The sequence below is a fragment of the Pseudanabaena sp. BC1403 genome (assembly GCF_002914585.1).
Taxonomy (GTDB): domain Bacteria; phylum Cyanobacteriota; class Cyanobacteriia; order Pseudanabaenales; family Pseudanabaenaceae; genus Pseudanabaena.
In genome coordinates this window covers 307,333-324,240 of the sequence record NZ_PDDM01000001.1, presented here as the reverse complement: position 1 = coordinate 324,240, position 16,908 = coordinate 307,333, and the positions used below count along the sequence as shown (strand labels likewise).

Annotated in this window: 12 protein-coding genes; 7 read left to right on the top strand and 5 right to left on the bottom strand. The window is 43.4% G+C overall.

All coding sequences use genetic code 11. The features are described 5' to 3' along the window. Positions 1-46 precede the first annotated feature (46 nt). On the top strand, positions 47-2,467 hold the full coding sequence (locus CQ839_RS01460) for a CHAT domain-containing tetratricopeptide repeat protein (RefSeq protein ID WP_103666494.1): 2,421 nt from the start codon (positions 47-49) through the stop codon (positions 2,465-2,467). A 36-nt stretch (positions 2,468-2,503) separates the two neighbouring features. Here CQ839_RS01460 and CQ839_RS01455 read toward each other — a convergent pair whose 3' ends face one another. Continuing rightward, positions 2,504-2,593 (bottom strand): cytochrome b6-f complex subunit PetN, encoded by a 90-nt coding sequence (locus CQ839_RS01455; protein ID WP_094535177.1) that lies wholly within the window; start codon positions 2,591-2,593, stop codon positions 2,504-2,506. Positions 2,594-2,853: 260 nt separating this feature from the next. Here CQ839_RS01455 and CQ839_RS01450 point away from each other — a divergent pair, with 260 nt between their 5' ends. The 3 genes from CQ839_RS01450 to CQ839_RS01440 all read left to right on the top strand — a co-directional run bounded on the left by CQ839_RS01450 (position 2,854) and on the right by CQ839_RS01440 (position 8,367). Further along, positions 2,854-3,663: a DUF928 domain-containing protein gene (locus CQ839_RS01450; RefSeq protein ID WP_103666493.1), complete on the top strand. Its 810-nt coding sequence runs from the start codon at positions 2,854-2,856 to the stop codon at positions 3,661-3,663. Between the two features lie 63 nt (positions 3,664-3,726). Further along, positions 3,727-6,000: a CHASE2 domain-containing protein gene (locus tag CQ839_RS01445; RefSeq protein WP_103666492.1), complete on the top strand. Its 2,274-nt coding sequence runs from the start codon at positions 3,727-3,729 to the stop codon at positions 5,998-6,000. Between the two features lie 318 nt (positions 6,001-6,318). Next, positions 6,319-8,367: a thioredoxin domain-containing protein gene (locus CQ839_RS01440; RefSeq protein ID WP_103666491.1), complete on the top strand. Its 2,049-nt coding sequence runs from the start codon at positions 6,319-6,321 to the stop codon at positions 8,365-8,367. A gap of 31 nt (positions 8,368-8,398) precedes the next feature. On the opposite strand, the gene CQ839_RS01435 is transcribed toward CQ839_RS01440, so the two are convergent. Further along, entirely contained in the window at positions 8,399-9,784 is a 1,386-nt protein-coding gene (locus CQ839_RS01435) for a cation:proton antiporter (RefSeq protein WP_103666490.1), read from the bottom strand. 544 nt (positions 9,785-10,328) lie between these two features. Here CQ839_RS01435 and CQ839_RS01430 point away from each other — a divergent pair. From CQ839_RS01430 to CQ839_RS01420, 3 genes are all read left to right on the top strand, one after another. Then, the gene (locus CQ839_RS01430; protein WP_103666489.1) at positions 10,329-11,441 is read left to right on the top strand and encodes a sodium-dependent bicarbonate transport family permease; all 1,113 of its coding nucleotides are present in this window, start codon (positions 10,329-10,331) and stop codon (positions 11,439-11,441) included. Positions 11,442-11,522: 81 nt separating this feature from the next. Beyond that, the gene (locus CQ839_RS01425) at positions 11,523-11,855 is read left to right on the top strand and encodes a P-II family nitrogen regulator (protein ID WP_094536034.1); all 333 of its coding nucleotides are present in this window, start codon (positions 11,523-11,525) and stop codon (positions 11,853-11,855) included. A gap of 287 nt (positions 11,856-12,142) precedes the next feature. Next, positions 12,143-14,623: an ATP-binding protein gene (locus CQ839_RS01420; protein WP_103666488.1), complete on the top strand. Its 2,481-nt coding sequence runs from the start codon at positions 12,143-12,145 to the stop codon at positions 14,621-14,623. Here CQ839_RS01420 and CQ839_RS01415 read toward each other — a convergent pair. The 3 genes from CQ839_RS01415 to CQ839_RS01405 all read right to left on the bottom strand — a co-directional run bounded on the left by CQ839_RS01415 (position 14,620) and on the right by CQ839_RS01405 (position 16,875). After that, positions 14,620-15,543 (bottom strand): ABC transporter substrate-binding protein, encoded by a 924-nt coding sequence (locus CQ839_RS01415; RefSeq protein ID WP_258040591.1) that lies wholly within the window; start codon positions 15,541-15,543, stop codon positions 14,620-14,622. The genes CQ839_RS01420 and CQ839_RS01415 overlap by 4 nt on opposite strands. Positions 15,544-15,654: 111 nt before the next feature. Further along, positions 15,655-16,149, bottom strand: a complete 495-nt coding sequence (locus CQ839_RS01410; protein WP_103666487.1) for a hypothetical protein — start codon at positions 16,147-16,149, stop codon at positions 15,655-15,657. Positions 16,150-16,521: 372 nt separating this feature from the next. Continuing rightward, entirely contained in the window at positions 16,522-16,875 is a 354-nt protein-coding gene (locus CQ839_RS01405) for a VOC family protein (RefSeq protein WP_103666486.1), read from the bottom strand. Positions 16,876-16,908: the final 33 nt, after the last annotated feature.

The following is a 16,908-nucleotide window of genomic DNA, read 5'->3' as shown; positions in this document are numbered from 1 at the left end:
TGTGCCCCTTTGGGGCACAATCTCACAAATTCTTTAGGATTGCTATATGAAAAATAAAATCTATCTAACTGCGATCGCTAGTGCGATTTTACTCATAACACCGAGCGCAGTATTTGCTACAGGGCTTGGTAATCCTGCTATTCCATCTCAAGATGTGCGATCAGCAGCAGACGAGCTTGTCCAGACAGGCTTACAACAATTTCGAGCGCAAAAGTTTGATCTCGCGATCGCGAGTTGGCAGCAAGCGCTAAACCTCTATCAGCAGCAAAAGAATAGTAAGGGTGCAATAAATGTCCTTGAGACTTTAGCAGAAGCATCAAAAATGCTTGGCAAATATGAAAAAGCGATCGCTTACTCACAGCAATTACTTACATTAGCCCAAGGTCTAGGCGATCGGAAGATTGAAGCCATTGCGTTGGGTAATCTTGGCAATAATTATCGCATTGTTGGTAACTATGTTAAGGCTTTAGAATTGCAGAAACAAGGTTTAGCAATTTGGCAGGAATTAAGCGATCAGCAAAGAGAAGGACAGGTTCTGGCTAGTCTTGGTAATATTCACTATGACCTTGGCAACTACAACATAGCCACAAATTTTTATCAGCGAAGCCTCAAAATTGCGAGGGCGGTCGGGAATGGGCAAGGAATTGTTTCTTTACTTAATAGCTTAGGTGCGATCGCAGGTACACAAGAAGAATATTCCGAAGCAATCAAGTATTATCAACAAAGCCTTGATAATGCTAGAAAAATTGGTTTTCGAGAAGCGGAAGGAAACGCACTGAATAATATTGGCTCTAACTATCATGTTCAGCGTAAATACAAAGAAGCGATCGCCTATTATGTGCAAGCATTAACCGTTGCTAAGGAACTTAAAAATCCTCGTCTTGAAGGAGCCGCAGTCGGCGGTATGGGGTTAGCCTATGTGTTTTTGGAAGAATACGACAAAGCTTTATCTTTGCAAGAGCAAAGTTGGCAACTAGCCAAGCAAATCGGCGATCGTCGTCTCGAAGCTATGACTTTAGCCAATTGGGGCTATACACTTTGGCGATCGCAAAAGTATGCAGAAGCAGAGCAGAAATTTCTCACGAGTCTGAACTTATTGGAGTCTCTGCGTTCTAACTTAAGTGATGGTGATAAGGTTTCGATTTTTGATACGCAGCTTCATGCTTTTAATTTGTTGCAACTGATCATGGTCGCTCAGGGGAAGCCTGAAGAAGCGCTGGAAATTTCTGAACGTGGTCGAGCCCGCGCCTTTGCTGAGCTTCTCTCCCGTCGCATTAGTTCAAGTTCTGCACCAAAAGCAGAACAAAAAAATGATTCTACTATTCCATCTTTATCATCTGTTAGTATTGCCGATATTCGCCGTATTGCAAAACAACAGAATGCGGTAATGGTGGAATATTCACTGATTGCTAATCCTAGCTTTATTGGACAGGGAAAGCTTAAGGGGGAATTTATCAAGCTCTATATTTGGGTGGTGCAGCCTTCGGGTGCGATCGCATTTCGCGAGGTAGATCTCAAGAAAATCAATATTTCCGTAATGGATTTAGTTGCCGATATTCGTAGCTTATTTAATGATGCAAACGGAATTGTTCAAGATCCTAAGGAAGTATTAGAGAAGTATGGGGATCTTAAGCAATTATATGCAGTTCTGATTCAGCCAATCCAAGACTTACTGCCTAAAGATGCAAATACCAGAGTAATTTTCTTGCCTCAAGGATTGCTTTTCCTAGTTCCATTTGCAGCTCTAATTAATTCTAAGGATCAATTCTTAATTGAGAAGCATACAGTTCAAATTGCGCCTGCTATTCAAGTTCTCGATTTCACTCACCAACTTAGCCAACAATTGCAAAAAGTTAATTTGCAGGAAGTTCTCATTGTTGGCAATCCCACTATGCCTAGTTTAGGAAATCCGCCGTTCCAGTTACCAACTTTGTTAGGAGCCGAAAAAGAAGCAAAGGCGATCGCCTCTTTGATGAATACTACTTTTTTGACAGGTGACAGCGCGACTAAAGTGGAAGTTGTCAGTAAGATGAAATCTGCTCGTTTTGTCCATCTCGCTACCCACGGACTATTAGAGGAATATCGTAAAGGTGAGATCCCAGGTGCGATCGCCCTTGCACCTAGCTCAGGAGATGATGGATTTTTGACGGCTAGCGAAATTGTGACGATGCGGTTGAATGCGGAGATGGTGGTACTAAGTGCTTGCAAAACTGGACAAGGCTTATTAACTGGCGATGGTGTGATAGGGCTATCGCGATCGCTAATTAGCGCGGGTGTTCCCAGTGTTGTCGTGTCGCTATGGGCTGTACCTGATGAGCCAACAGCATTGCTAATGACCGAGTTTTATAAAAAGTTTCAGACTGAACCGAACAAAGCACAAGCCATTCGTCACGCTATGCTTGCCACCAAAGCTAAGTATCCTGACCCACTGAATTGGGCGGCATTTACATTAATCGGTGAGAATTAAAAAAGGGGGGCGCTTTGCGCCCCCCTTTTTTAATTCTTATAGACCGTTGCGTCCCCAGACGACAAAAGCGATCGAAAGTGTAAACATACCAAGCACGCCAAACCAACCCAATGACAAGATATCCATAGTTTCGTAACAATTTTAATAAATTTTTCTAATTATCATAATATGCTTTACCGCCAAAAACAATTTTATTGAAAGTCCGCCGACAGCGGACTTTCAATAAAATTGTTTTTGATAAAAAAGTTAAGTCGAATGTCTATAGCAACTTTTTGATAAGAGATGCATTCTTTACTAGTATCTAACTATCTCATGGGTATTATTAGGTGATGAGCTAAACTGCACACCATACCCATACAGATCACTTTTCTAGAGGCGATCGCATCATGTTTTTACCCAAATTTGCATCAAAAAAGATTTTAATTGCATCGGCTTTCTCTTGTTTAGCTTTAAGTACAGTGGCTTTGCCCTTGTCTTTGAGTCTTTTTACCCCTTCAGCTCAAGCCCAGTCACGTAGAGTCCGCTATACCCCACCTAGTAATCTTGGTACTCCCATAGTTTCAACCCCAGGTGCTACTCGGAGTGCTGGTTGTGTTGGTTCAACTATAGATTGCCTAATTGGACTAGTACCAGATTTAGTAGCAGAAACTGCTCCAGTCCCCCAGACGATTTCGGCACGTCCAACAATTTATTTCTTGATCCCAAAGGTTGACGGCAAAGTAATCTTTACTCTGCATGAAGCAGATAGTATGTTGGAAAAGGGTAAACGAATCTATTTGACGAATTTTGAACTTAAAAGCAAAGCAGGTATCCTTGCTTTCAAGATTCCTGATCATGTGCAAAGCCTAAAGATTGATCAAAACTATGTATGGGAATTTATGGATACCGACAATGATGTCAAGGTAATTGGTTCCATTCGGAGGGTTTTACCGAATCAGAATTTAGTTAGGCAACTTAAAGAAGTTTCACTACCTTTAGATCGCGCAGCCTTGTTTGCTCAAGAGGGCATCTGGTATGAAACCGTACAAACTTTGGCTGAAGCGCTGCAAGGTACGCCTAAAAAGGCTGAGATTGTCAGTGAATGGAACGAATTGCTTAAGTCAGCTAAGCTAAATCGGGTTCTGCCACATTCGTTTTTGAAGAGTGCCGAGACAAGTTCTGAAAACATTTCACCACTTAAACAGAATAGCTATTAGCGACTTTGGAGATAGGATGAGCGACGCGCGTCCTATTGTTTTGGAGCAAATATTTACTTGATAATGGCGATTAGATCTCGATTAAAAAACAGTTTGTGGAAATGGCGCGGGATTGCGATCGCTGCGCCGACAATTTCCCTATTGGTGATCGGGTTACGGCTAATTGGGGCACTTGAATCGCTTGAATTAGCCATGCTCGATCAGTTTTTTCGATGGCGATCTCCTGAACCCACAGATCGTCGGATCGTGATTATTGGTATTGATGAAGCTGATATACGCCAATACCAATGGCCAATTGATGACGCTTTATTGACTAAGTTGTTAGATAAAGTCCGACAACAAAAACCGCGTGCGATCGGCTTAGATCTGGTTCGAGACAAGACAGATAATGCTGGCTATCCACAATTAGAAAAACTATTTAAGACCACTCCTAATTTGATAGGAGCTTACAAAACATCTGATTTAGTTACATCAAATTTTTCGGTTTCAGATATTAAACCTCCGCCTGCGCTTGCCCAACTCGATCAAATTGGTGCAATCAATCTTGTTCATGATGGAGATGGTCGTCTTCGTCGCGGTTTACTATCGTTAAGTTTACCCGATGGCAAAGCAGGGCTTAGTTTTGGGTTGCAACTAGCCTTACTCTATCTGGATGAGGAAAAAACTATTCCCCTTGAACAAATTGAGCAAGCTCTAAAGCCTCCAAAGTTAAGAGCTAATGATGGTGGTTATAATCGAATTGACGTGGGAGGACATCAATTTATAATTAATTACCGTCGATCGCTTCAAGGTTTTCAGACTGTAAGAATGGCGGATGTATTGGAGGGGAAAATAGCACCAGATTTATTCCGCGATCGCATCGTGATGATTGGGGTAACTGCTGTAAGTATTAGGGATTGGTTTTTCACTCCTCTCGATGGTGGACTTGGCAGTACAAGAATTTTGACCGCAGGAATAGAAGTTCATGCTCAGATAGTGAGTCACATCCTGAGTAGCACTCTTGACGGTCGAGCTGCGATCCAATCATGGGAAGAGTATTGGGAATGGCTATGGATTTTTGGTTGGTCGCTATCTGGTTCGGCCTTGATTTGGCAATGGCGTAATGTAAAGGTAAAGGAGCAAAAAATTCAGTTGCTAATAATGCGATCGCTGAGCATATTAGTCTTAGCGGGGAGTCTATTTGCATCTTGCTTTATCGCTTTAACCTATGGCTGGTGGATACCCTTTGTCCCTGCGGCGATCGCGTTTATTGGTGGTGGGGTAATCGTTACTAGCTATCTAGCAATTACAGCGGCGCAAATTCGCACTTACTTTAGCCGCTATTTAACCGATGCCGTAGTTAAAAGTTTATTAGAAACGCCTGAGGGTCTAAAGCTAGGGGGAGATCGCCGCAAAGTCACTATTCTCATGTGTGACCTGCGCGGCTTTTCCACAATTTCCGAAAAGATGCCGCCCGAAAAAGTTGTGGAAATTCTCAATATTTTTCTTGGCACAATGACCGAGGCGATCGCAACTTATCAAGGCACGATTGATGAATTTATTGGCGATGCGATTTTGGTGCTATTTGGTGCGCCGATCTATCGTGAAGATGATGCGGCGAGGGCAGTGGCTAGTGCGATCGCTATGCAATTAGCCATGCGATCGGTGAACGAGAAACTCGCTCAACAGCAACTTCCTGAAATCGCGATGGGAATCGGCATTAATACAGGTGAAGTCGTAGCTGGTAATATCGGTTCTCAATCTCGCGCTAAATATGCTGTGGTTGGCAATCATGTGAATCTCACAGCGCGGATTGAATCATATACTGTGGGTGGACAAATTTTAATATCGGAAGCCACTTACAAGGAAATTGAAGACATCGCTAAGACCAATGGCTCTATGGAAGTAGAGCCTAAAGGCGTATCACATCCAATTTCTATCTACGATATTTGTGGTCTTGGTGGCATATACAATCTAGAACTTCCTTCTCTCAGTGATTCTTTGCAATTGTTGCCAACTCCGATTCCAATCACCTATCGCATTTTAGAGGAGAAGCATCTAGGCACAGAAATGTTTGAGGGCGAGCTACGGCAGTTATCTCCTGATGGGGCGGAGATTTTCTCTGATCAGGACGTTCCTGTGTTAACTAATCTCAAACTCCATCTCCAAATTTATGACCAAGACCAACAGCTAGAGATTGAAGGTGAAATCTATGCCAAGGTTCTTAAGCATCAGAAACCTAGTCAAACGGTTTTAGAACATGTATCGCCATCACGACAGACTAAACCGATTTATGTGCATTTCACCACTGTACCAAATAATCTCAAAGATTGGATTAGTCAGCAAACAACTGTGTAGCATAAGACATACAATGCTTTGTGCTCAAGCCCAAATCAATAAATTTTTAATTTTTTAAAAGTGTTGAAAAGCAACACTTTTAAAAAATTTATTGTGGTTCGTTTGATCGAAAATTTCTGTAAACGGTAATCGCGACAATTGTGATGTCCATACAAACTATAGAAACTATAGTTTATTCGTTCAAAAGCGAGTGGCGGTGCTTCGCACCGCCACTCGCTTTTTGGGGTTTACGTTGTTTTGCGTGGAAATAATTGTGAAACAAAGAGTTAGACTATTTACATTACCTTTACCCATTTTCGCAAAGTCAAATTTTGCCCTATGCCCAATCGTCTCGCACAATCGCAAAGTCTCTATCTCCGTAAACATGCTGATAACCCGATTGATTGGTATCCTTGGGGCGATGAAGCTTTAGAAAAAGCGAGAACTGAAAACAAGCCAATCTTTTTGTCAATTGGTTACTCTAGCTGCCATTGGTGCACGGTGATGGAGCATGAGGCTTTTTCGGACACAGTAATTGCGGACTACATGAACGATCGCCTTGTGGCAATTAAGGTTGATCGGGAGGAGCGTCCTGACCTTGACAGCATCTATATGCAAGCTGTACAGATCATGGGCGAAAGTGGTGGCTGGCCCCTGAACTTGTTTCTAGCACCTGATGATTTGGTTCCATTTTATGGCGGGACATACTTCCCCATCGAGCCACGCTATGGACGGCCAGGATTTTTACGAGTGTTGCAATCGATTCTAGAAATCTATCACGATCGCAATCAAGATATTCAAGATTATAAAGAGCAAATAGTTCGTAATCTGCATCAAGTTAATAAACATACACCCGTACCGATTATTAATGATGAAGTATTGACAAATGGAATTGCTAAATGTGCAGAAGTTGTCACCAATCGCGATTATGGAACTTGTTTCCCGATGATACCATATGCCAATTTTTTGTTGAGAGCGAGTCGTTTTGAATCTCTAAATCCTGAATCTAGTGACAATATTCTCAAAGATAAAGTACAACAACGCGGTTTATCCTTGGCTCTTGGCGGCATCTTTGACCATGTGGCGGGGGGATGGCATCGCTATACAGTCGATCATACTTGGACAGTACCCCACTTTGAGAAGATGCTCTATGACAACGGCTTGATCATGGAATATCTAGCTAATCTCTGGATGTCGGGGCTGCAAGAACCTGCGATCGCCCGTAGCTGTGAACTCACTGCCACATGGCTCCAGCGTGAAATGCTTACAGAAGAAGGGTGCTTCTATGCTTCGCAAGATGCGGATAGTGAAGGAAGAGAAGGTAAGTTTTGGGTCTGGAGCTATACGGAACTCAAAAAGAATTTTAGTGCGACGGAAATTGCCTTGCTAGTTCAAGAATTTACGATTTCCGAAACTGGTAACTTTGAAGGAACCAATGTTTTGCAACGTAAAAAGCAGGGTGAACTATCACCAGAAGTTGAAGCTTGTTTAACGAAATTATTTCGCCTCCGTTATGGTGAATATTCACGTCCGACTGATGCGTTTCCTGTTGCTCGTAGCCAAGCTGATATTCGCGAAATTGATTGGGAAGGGCGCGTACCGCCTGTGACCGATACCAAGGCAATAACGTCGTGGAATGCTCTGATGATATCAGGTTTGGCGAATGCCTATTGTGCTTTCCAAAAGCCCATCTATAAACAACTCGCAGTTAATGCCGCTAAGTTCATTCTCGAAAACCAATGGATCGAAGGGCGGTTACAACGGATTAATTATGAAGGTCAAGCGGAGGTGGCGGCGCAATCAGAAGACTATGCTTTCTTAATCAAAGCGCTTCTAGATTTGCATCAAGCCATTCCTGAGGAAGCAAATTTTTATTTGCAACAGGCGATCGCAATTCAAGCTGAATTTGATCGTGACTTCTGGGATGCTCTATCGGGTGGCTATTTCAACACTACTAGCGAATCCAGCCAGCATTTGCTGTTGCGTGAGCGTAACTATCAAGATAATGCTACGCCTTCACCCAATGGAATCGCGATCGCGAATCTAGTTCGCATTGCAAGCCTGACGGAAAAATTAGAGTATCTTGATCGCGCAGAATTAGCTCTCAAACGCTTTGGTCATGTGATTACGAATAGTCCCGTGGCTTGTCCTAGTCTATTAGTTGCCTTTGACTGGTTCCGCAATCACACCCTTGTGCGTACTCTTCCTACTCAATATGAATGTCTCAACCGCCAATATCTGCCTGCGGTGATGTTACGCCTTGATAAACATTTACCGAATCCTGATGCGATCGCGATTGTTTGTCAGGGGTTTGCTTGTCTGGAGCCTGCCATGAGTATAGAAATATGCGATCGGCAGCTATTGCGAAGTACAACAAGGGTTAGATAAAAGAAAGGCGGCTCGTTGAGCCGCCTTTCTTTTATGCTAATTCTGCACTTGCTGGTGGTTCTTCAGTCTTGCCAAAGGCAATTCTCAAAAATGGAGGAGCGAGGAAAGTAGTCATGATCACCATAATGATAATGGCAACTTCTAAAGGTTTGTCGATCGCACCGCTAGCCGTGCCAATTCCAGCAAATACAAGTCCAACTTCACCACGGGGAACCATGCCCACGCCGATCGCTAAGCGATTGATATTGGGGATGCCAAATACCACCCAACCTGTGATGACTTTGCCGATGATTGCTACGGCGAGCATAAATACCGCGATTAATAAGCCACTGCGATTTTCGGGAATCATTGGATTGAGAACACTAAGATCGGCTCTCGCACCGACAGTTACAAAGAACACTGGTACAAGTAAATCGGCAACAGGTTTAATCAGTTCATCTAACTCCTTACGAGCATCGGTTTCATCAAGTACTAATCCTGCGGCGAATGCTCCTAAGATTGCTTCTAAATGGATCGCATTGCCGATAAATGCCATCACATAGGCAAAGATAAAAGCTGGAATGACGATATTGCCGCGAGTTTGGAGCTTATCAACTATCGCAACAAAACTTTTGTTAAAGAAACCACCTAACAAGATTGCTCCGAACAAGAAGGCGATCGCGCTAACTAAGAGAATAGCGACGTTGGTAATATCGACTTCACCTGTTTTCGCCAAACTCGCTACCACAGCCAAAACGATTATCCCTAATACATCATCGATGACGGCTGCTCCAACTATGATTTGTCCTTCTTTGGATTTTAGCTGACCGATTTCTGCCAAAACCTTAGAGGTAATGCCGATACTGGTTGCAGTGAGTGCGGCTCCTGCAAAAATGGCAGGAATCGCGGCAACATGGAAGAAATACATTAGTCCAAGAGTTCCAGCCGCAAATGGAGCAGTTACACCGATAAATGCGACTACAAAAGCTTGAATACCGACTTCCTTGAGTTGGCGTAAATCAGACTCTAAACCAATCTCAAAGAGAAGTACAATTACGCCCAATTCAGCGATTACGGAAATAACTTCACTTTGTTCCGCAAATATGCTGTTAACGGCTTCAGGTGATAGATTGTTGAGCAACTGCAAGCCCGACATGATCAAAGAGTCAGAAGCAACAACCCCCCCTTCAGGAAAGATGACTAAGCGCAATGCAGATACACCAATAATTACACCAGCGACTAATTCTCCCAAAACAGGAGGTAAATCTAACCGCTTAGCAATTTCACTACCAACTTTACTGGCGATGTAAATGAAAATGAGGGTGAGTAATACACCTGACAAAATAACTGGAGCATTTTCTGACTCGGCGGTGGCAAGTAGAGGCTGCGGTATGTGCAATCCAGATATATGATTGGCGATCGCTGCGATCGAGAACATAGGCTATTTTCCTTTGTATTATGGTTAGGGGTGATCCAAGAAACCTAGACTTCACATTATTACGGTTTCGGTTATCTGTCTCTAGTAAGACTAGTTACATTTTTAAGAAAGTAAAAATTTATTTATTGGATGCGTTATGCAACGTAACGCATCCAATAGCGCATTGATTAGGGAGAGAGATTATCAAATTTGATTTTGTTAGCTATCCAATCTCCCCCTTGACTTACGTCTCAAGTGACCTAAAAACGTTGCTCAAGTAACCCAAAAAGCATAGAGAAAATCATATGTAAACAATAAGTATTCTATTCAGTATTCAATATGTACTGGCACTCACAGTAGCGTACAGTTAGAAAAAATAAAAGTAAAAAAATAAAAGTAGTTTATATTTCCAAAGTTTGAAATAAGAATGTTCTTAAGTCATTTCTAAAGGTTCTAATGCAATACCTTTGCTCGAAGTGACAAGCTTTTCACTATTAATTTTTTTAACTCTTTAAAGTTCATTTAGTTCAATATTCCTCGTAAGAGGAAACACAAGGAGGCATTCGTGGATTTTTGGTCCTTATTTTTAATGGACTTCGTTAAGCAGTTGCAATCCCCAACACTCGGTTTTTTGATTGGTGGCATGATTATTGCCGCTCTCGGTAGCGAGTTGGTAATTCCTGAGTCGATTGTTACCATTATTGTCTTCATGCTGCTCATCAAAATCGGTCTGACTGGTGGTATTGCGATCCGCAATTCTAACCTGACGGAGATGATTTTGCCAGTGGTGTTTGCTGTAATAGTGGGTATTCTTGTTGTATTCATCGCACGCTATACATTGGCTAAGCTGCCGAAGGTCAAAACCGTAGATGCGATCGCGACAGGTGGATTGTTTGGTGCAGTGAGTGGCTCTACCATGGCAGCCGCCCTGACACTACTTGAAGAACAAAAAGTCTCATACGAGGCATGGGCAGGGGCACTTTATCCCTTCATGGATATCCCCGCGCTCGTAACTGCAATCGTTGTAGCCAATATTTATCTCAACAATAAGAAACTTAAAGCAGCAGCTCTTTCTACTGCTCAGACTTCATTAAGTGAGCAGCCTGAACAAAAAGAGTTACCCAACACTCGTCAGGAGTATCTCAACCAACAGAGCAATACGGTTAATCGCGTCAAGATTTGGCCGATCATCAAGGAAAGCCTCCAAGGATCTGCTCTATCAGCAATGTTGCTGGGCTTGGCTCTTGGCATATTCACCCAGCCAGAAAGCGTTTATAAAAGCTTCTACGACCCAGCATTCCGTGGCTTGCTTTCGATATTGATGCTGGTCATGGGTATGGAGGCTTGGTCAAGAATTGGCGAACTGCGTAAGGTGGCTCAATGGTACGTCGTTTATAGTGTGATTGCCCCGTTTGTGCATGGGCTGCTCGCTTTCGGTTTAGGTGCGATCGCCCACTATACCACTGGTTTCAGCTGGGGTGGTGTTGTGGTCTTGGCAGTCATCGCCTCCTCTAGCTCAGATATTTCAGGTCCTCCCACATTGCGAGCTGGTATCCCGTCGGCTAATCCTTCCGCCTATATTGGCGCTTCCACAGCCATCGGTACACCAGTTGCGATCGGCTTGTGTATTCCGCTCTTCATTGGGATGGCTCAGGCACTATCGCTTGCTGGTAAGTAATTCAAGATAGGGGTCGAATTTTATCATCGATGCCCCACCCTAACATACTCATTAGATTAATAAACAAAATAGGTAAACAACATGGCTAAACCAGCAAAAAAGCTTGTCATCATCACAGAAAAGATTCTCCTGAAAAAGATTGCCCATATCATCGAAGATTCGGAAGCGACTGGTTACACGGTGATAGAAACTGGCGGTAAAGGCAGCCGCAACGTGCGCTCTTCACAAGAGCCTGGTCATCATGACATGAGTACAAATATAAAGTTTGAGGTACTCACAGCTGATCGTCTTATAGCTCAGAAGATTGCGGATAAGGTTGCCGTGACCTATTTCCTTGATTTTGCGGGTATTGCTTATATCAGTGATGCAGAGGTGCTATATGGAAGTAGTTTCTGTGGACCAGAAGGCTGTTGATTCGAGACGACACAGAACTTAACGTGATTTAAACCGTTGCTATGTCCAATATTTAACATCAGACTCAAACAGCATTGGCGGGAACTTCGGTTTCCGCTTTTTTGTCCCCAAAATAGGGTAGTCCTGAAAAGGAAAGGATTTATATAGGTGGGATATGCTTCGCGCCGCACATCCTTACCTTTCTAGGATTACCCAAAATTAATTCTAATGGATTATTATTTACTTCTTGCCTTAATCTGATTACCACTGCATGTAATCTGAAAATATTTCTCTGCGCCAAATAAGTTATGAGTCAACAACCATTCGCAATTTCCCCATTGCCCAAAACTCTAACTTCACCAGAAACATGTGGATTTGGATTTAGTGGGTTATTGTTATGGCTAGGGACGGCTCCAGCCATGCATGCGGCTCTGGGACCACAGGCGATCTGGGTGTGGTTGCCGGGAACCATCGTTGGTATGATGCTCAATCTCCAAGTTAAGCGTTTAGGGAGCTATTTCCCTGATGTTGCTGGTGGCACTCCCAACTATATGACTCGCTTGCTTCACAAATTCCCACACTTGGCTCGCTATGGGGCAATCGGCTATCTGCTGGGTTGGGTATCGGTTCCGCCTATGAATGCGATTATTCTGACCGATTTAATCAAGGCAAATCTGACTCCACTGGGCATTACCTGTCCAGCAACTCTTCTCAGGATCGGGTTTACAGTCCTGCCCTTCATCGTCGCCTTTAGTGGAACTCGTACCTTAGGTATTCTGCACTATTTCTTTGTGTTTCCCGCGATCGGGTTTATTCTCACATTTTGTCTACAAGGTATTGGTTGGTTGAGTTTTGCTCCCACTAGCCCTGGGATACTGCCTGATTTCGGAGTAGGTATTTCTTTGATCGATTGGATGAAATGGTTTTTCATCGCTGTCTATGCGGTTTATGGCTGCGAAACAGCCTCTTCATTTGTAGCTGATAGCCGCCAACCCAATTTTACTCTAAGGTGCTTGCAGGTGACGGCTGGCATGATTCCGATCGTCTATCTCGGTGGCTCATGGGTTTTAATGCGGTTAGCTACAAGTCCAGATTTAGGGGATAGCGCCTATCTCAATCTAGCCGCCGCAACCACACCATTTTGGGGTGCATTCGCCCCCCTCCTTGTCACCTTTCTGATTACGTCAGGATGTCTACTTAGCTCTTCAACGGCTGTATCCAACTGTCCTCGAATTTTGTATCAGTTAGCCAAAGATGGTTACTTACCGCCCGTTTTTGCGGTTCTATCTCGTCGGGGCGTTATTGAGCCCAGTTTGATTTTTACTCTCGTACTGAGTCTAATTTGTTTGGTGTGGGGCGATGTCGCACGGGTTGTGATGGTAACTGGTACTGGCTATCTGACCTCGATGATGGCAATTCATTTGGGTGAGTGGATCAGTCGGAGGCGAGAAGAAACTCGATGGCAATTGTGGTCATTAGGCTTTTTGGGTCTTGAAGCGGTTGTTTTGGTCGTAGGTGGTTTAGCTTGGGGTTGGCAAGACTTGGGGATTGGCTTACTGCTCCCTTGGTTAATTGGAATGGTTGCTACTCAATTACCGCGCCTGAAATTGCCTCTGTTCCATCCCGATGGCTGGATGCAACGTTATCGCCAACGCCCCCAGAACGTCAAGGCAGATTGGTTGGTTTTTCAGGTGATGATCTTAATTGGATTGGTGTGCAGTGCGTTGAGTATTGGTTGGTGGATGCGGGCAGGTTTAGCTCAGGGGACTGAGGGGCAACATGTGGCGTTGTTTAGCATTTTATTAGTGACGGTGGCGTTTGTAGCAGTGGCGATCGCCTGTTGGACGAGCTTGCCTCAAATAGCGGCTATCACTGAGTCTAGAGAACAGGTTGAACTGACATTGATGGATTTGCAACAGGCTCAAACGAAACTTGTGCAGGCTGAAAAAATGTCAAGTTTGGGAGAGATGGTAGCTGGGGTTGCCCATGAGATCAATAATCCTGTCAATTTTATCCACGGCAATCTGAGTCATGTAGTCGATTACATTCAGGATTTAATGAATCTGATTCAACTTTATCAGCAGCAAAACCCGAATACATCGCCTGAGATTCAAGCCATGGTGGAGGATATTGATTTAGAATTTTTGCAGGAAGATCTTCCCAAAACTCTGAATTCGATGAAAATCGGCACCGATCGCATTCGCAAGATCGTGTTGTCATTACGCAACTTCTCTCGCCTTGATGAAGCTGATTTTAAAGCCGTTGATATTCACGAAGGGATTGATAGTACTCTCTTGATTTTGGGGCATCGGCTCAAAGCAAAAGCCGATGTCCTAGAGATTAAGATCATTAAAGACTACAGTGTTCTACCCGAAATTGAATGTTACCCAGGGCAACTAAATCAAGTGGTGATGAATATTTTGTCAAATGCTCTCGATGCGCTTGAAGAAAATGCACTCAAAAAGACTGGGGATGAAAAAAACTATGCCCAAAAACAATCTAAATCAGGGCAAATTACGATTCGTACATCACTGTTAGATAATGAGTTTGTAGAAATTGCGATCGCTGATAATGGAATCGGAATTCCTGAACAAATTCAACAACGGATTTTTGATCCGTTCTTTACTACTAAGGCTGTCGGAAAGGGAACTGGGATGGGGATGTCCATTAGTTATCAAATCATCACAGAAAAGCATCGGGGACATCTCAAGTGTGTTTCTGTGCTCGGGCAAGGAGCTGAATTCTTGATTCAGATTCCCATTCGACAACAAGTTAGTGAGACTGTCTAAGTGCTGATGATTGCTTGCAGTTGTTTACATGCCTTAGCGATCGCATCAAGACTGCCAGGGTTTACTAAACCGTAGTAACCAAGTGTATAGACGCGATCGCCCTTGACAGCATCGAGCTTATTCCAGAAGGGGGCTTCCTTGAGCTTATTGATTGCACCATCCCCAAAATCGACCAAAATCAACACTTTGGGATTTGTCTCCAAGATTTTCTCAGCAGAGAGAGTGATATAGCCTCTTTGAGGGCTTTGACCTTGCAGTTCAGCCGCCGCATTTTCAATTTGGAACTTAGTCAGTAAATCTCCTGCCCAACTATTTTTATTCGGCGCAAGAATTGGTTGAGCACTTACTAAGACGAGCGTTGATTCTGGTTTAGTGGCTTTAGTCGAGATGAGAGTTTGATAGGACTTAATTAGGGCTGTGGGATCGGCTTGGATTTCGGTAGCGATCGCAACGGTTAATTCCTCTAATGATTGCCAACTGGTAATGCTAGAGGTCATCGTCTTAATGCCTAGCTCCTTCAACTTAGCAAGAACTTGATCATGAAAACCCGTTGCGCCGATTACTAAATCAGGCTTGAGGGCAATGATTTTCTCTAAATTCGGAGGCGTTTGTCCTTCGCTAACTTGAGGTAGCTTAGACATCTCGGCATTCTCTCTGAGTAAGCGACTCCCAGGGATGCCCACTAATTTAGTCTTATCTAATCGATAGATAATATCTGCTGAAAGCGAAGTCAATGCTACGACCTTAGAAGCTTTAGCTGGATTAACTTCGGGAGATTTTGCTTGGGAACTATTAACAGCAGGTGGAGATGGAGATTGAAAAGGAACTGTAGGAGTACAGGAAACAGTAAATATAGCGACTATAAGGATAATCACCCAATTTCTTAGTGATCGCATGAATTGAAATACTTGATAAATCATCTTTGCTTAATATAAGGGTTATTACAGCGCTTTGCGCTTAAGTGCGAACCAATAATTTTTTAAAAGTGTTACTTTGCAACACTTTTAAAAAATTTATTGTGGTTCTTTTAATCAGCAATTGCTATAACTTAGGACATTTGCGATCGCTTGCTTTTGTTCTAAATCGTAGCCCCACTTTTGAAAGAAATCGGCGTATTCGCCTTTGTTGGAGATGGCTGAGTTCAACATTTGGGCGGAAATTGTGCGAACTTCAGGCAGATCGACTTTTTTAATTAACATCGCAGTGCGTTTAGCCACGAGTTCGGAATCATGGGCTTCTTCGGTTTTGCCATTGCGTTGATGAGTGAGTGCCATGGCAGTTGACATGGCAAGATTTTTTACCAGTAATTCCGCGATCGCGTTGGGTTCAGCTTGCAAGGCCTGAATAATTGCAGGACTAGGGTTATCGGCTAATTCCCATGTGCCTGTCAAAAAGCTTACAAAAAATCCTCTCGCTCCATTTGAGGTTTTAACAAGTGCCTCAACTTCTGATTTTAGTTGTGAGGCTTCTAAATCTTTTCGTACTCGTAAAGTCTCGGTGTAGGCGATCGCGGCTTCAAAGGTCATGTTTTTCATAGGTTTATCACTTTCAATTTCCTCTATAAATTATCTAACTCACCTTACGCTGATAGAAAATCTGTCCTCATCCCCCAACCCCTTCTACCAAGGAGGGAGAAGGGGAGCAAGAGGCGGTTTTCAGTTTTTCTTCCCCCCCTCTCCCTTTTTGGGCTACGGTGTACACACAAGTCAGTTTGTGCGTGAAATCAAAGAAATTACCCCACCCTAACCCTCCCCTTGCAAAGGGGAGGGAACAAGATTTCTAGTCTTCCCCCTTTACAAGGGGGAATTAAAGGGGGTAAGTCCGACTTGTGTGTACACGGTAGCTTTTTGGGAGAGGGGCTAGGGGTTAGGGTCTCTGTAAATTCTGCGTAACATGAGTTACTTAATTATCGTTGGTTGCAATAAGCTGAGCAAATGTCCTTCGGGGCTGCGAACCGCGGCAACCTTCCCAAAAAAAGGTTCGCGAATGCGCCCTTCTAGCTTGCCACCGAGAGCTTCTAAAGTTGCGATCGCCTCAAGCAAATCATCGACATGAAAGCTGAGAATTGGTGAACCTCCAGTTGTTGGTTCCTCTTCTACTCCATGCATAATGATTTTTGTTCCATTAGCATCAAGTTCTGCCATGTTGGGACTCAGTTTAGTGATTTCTAAACCTAACCCTGAACTGTAGAACTGTGCGGCGGCAGGAACGTCTTTTACCATCAGCATGATATGTCGAAATTGTACGGTCATTTTGCGATTCTCCTAATTGATATAAAAAGTGGT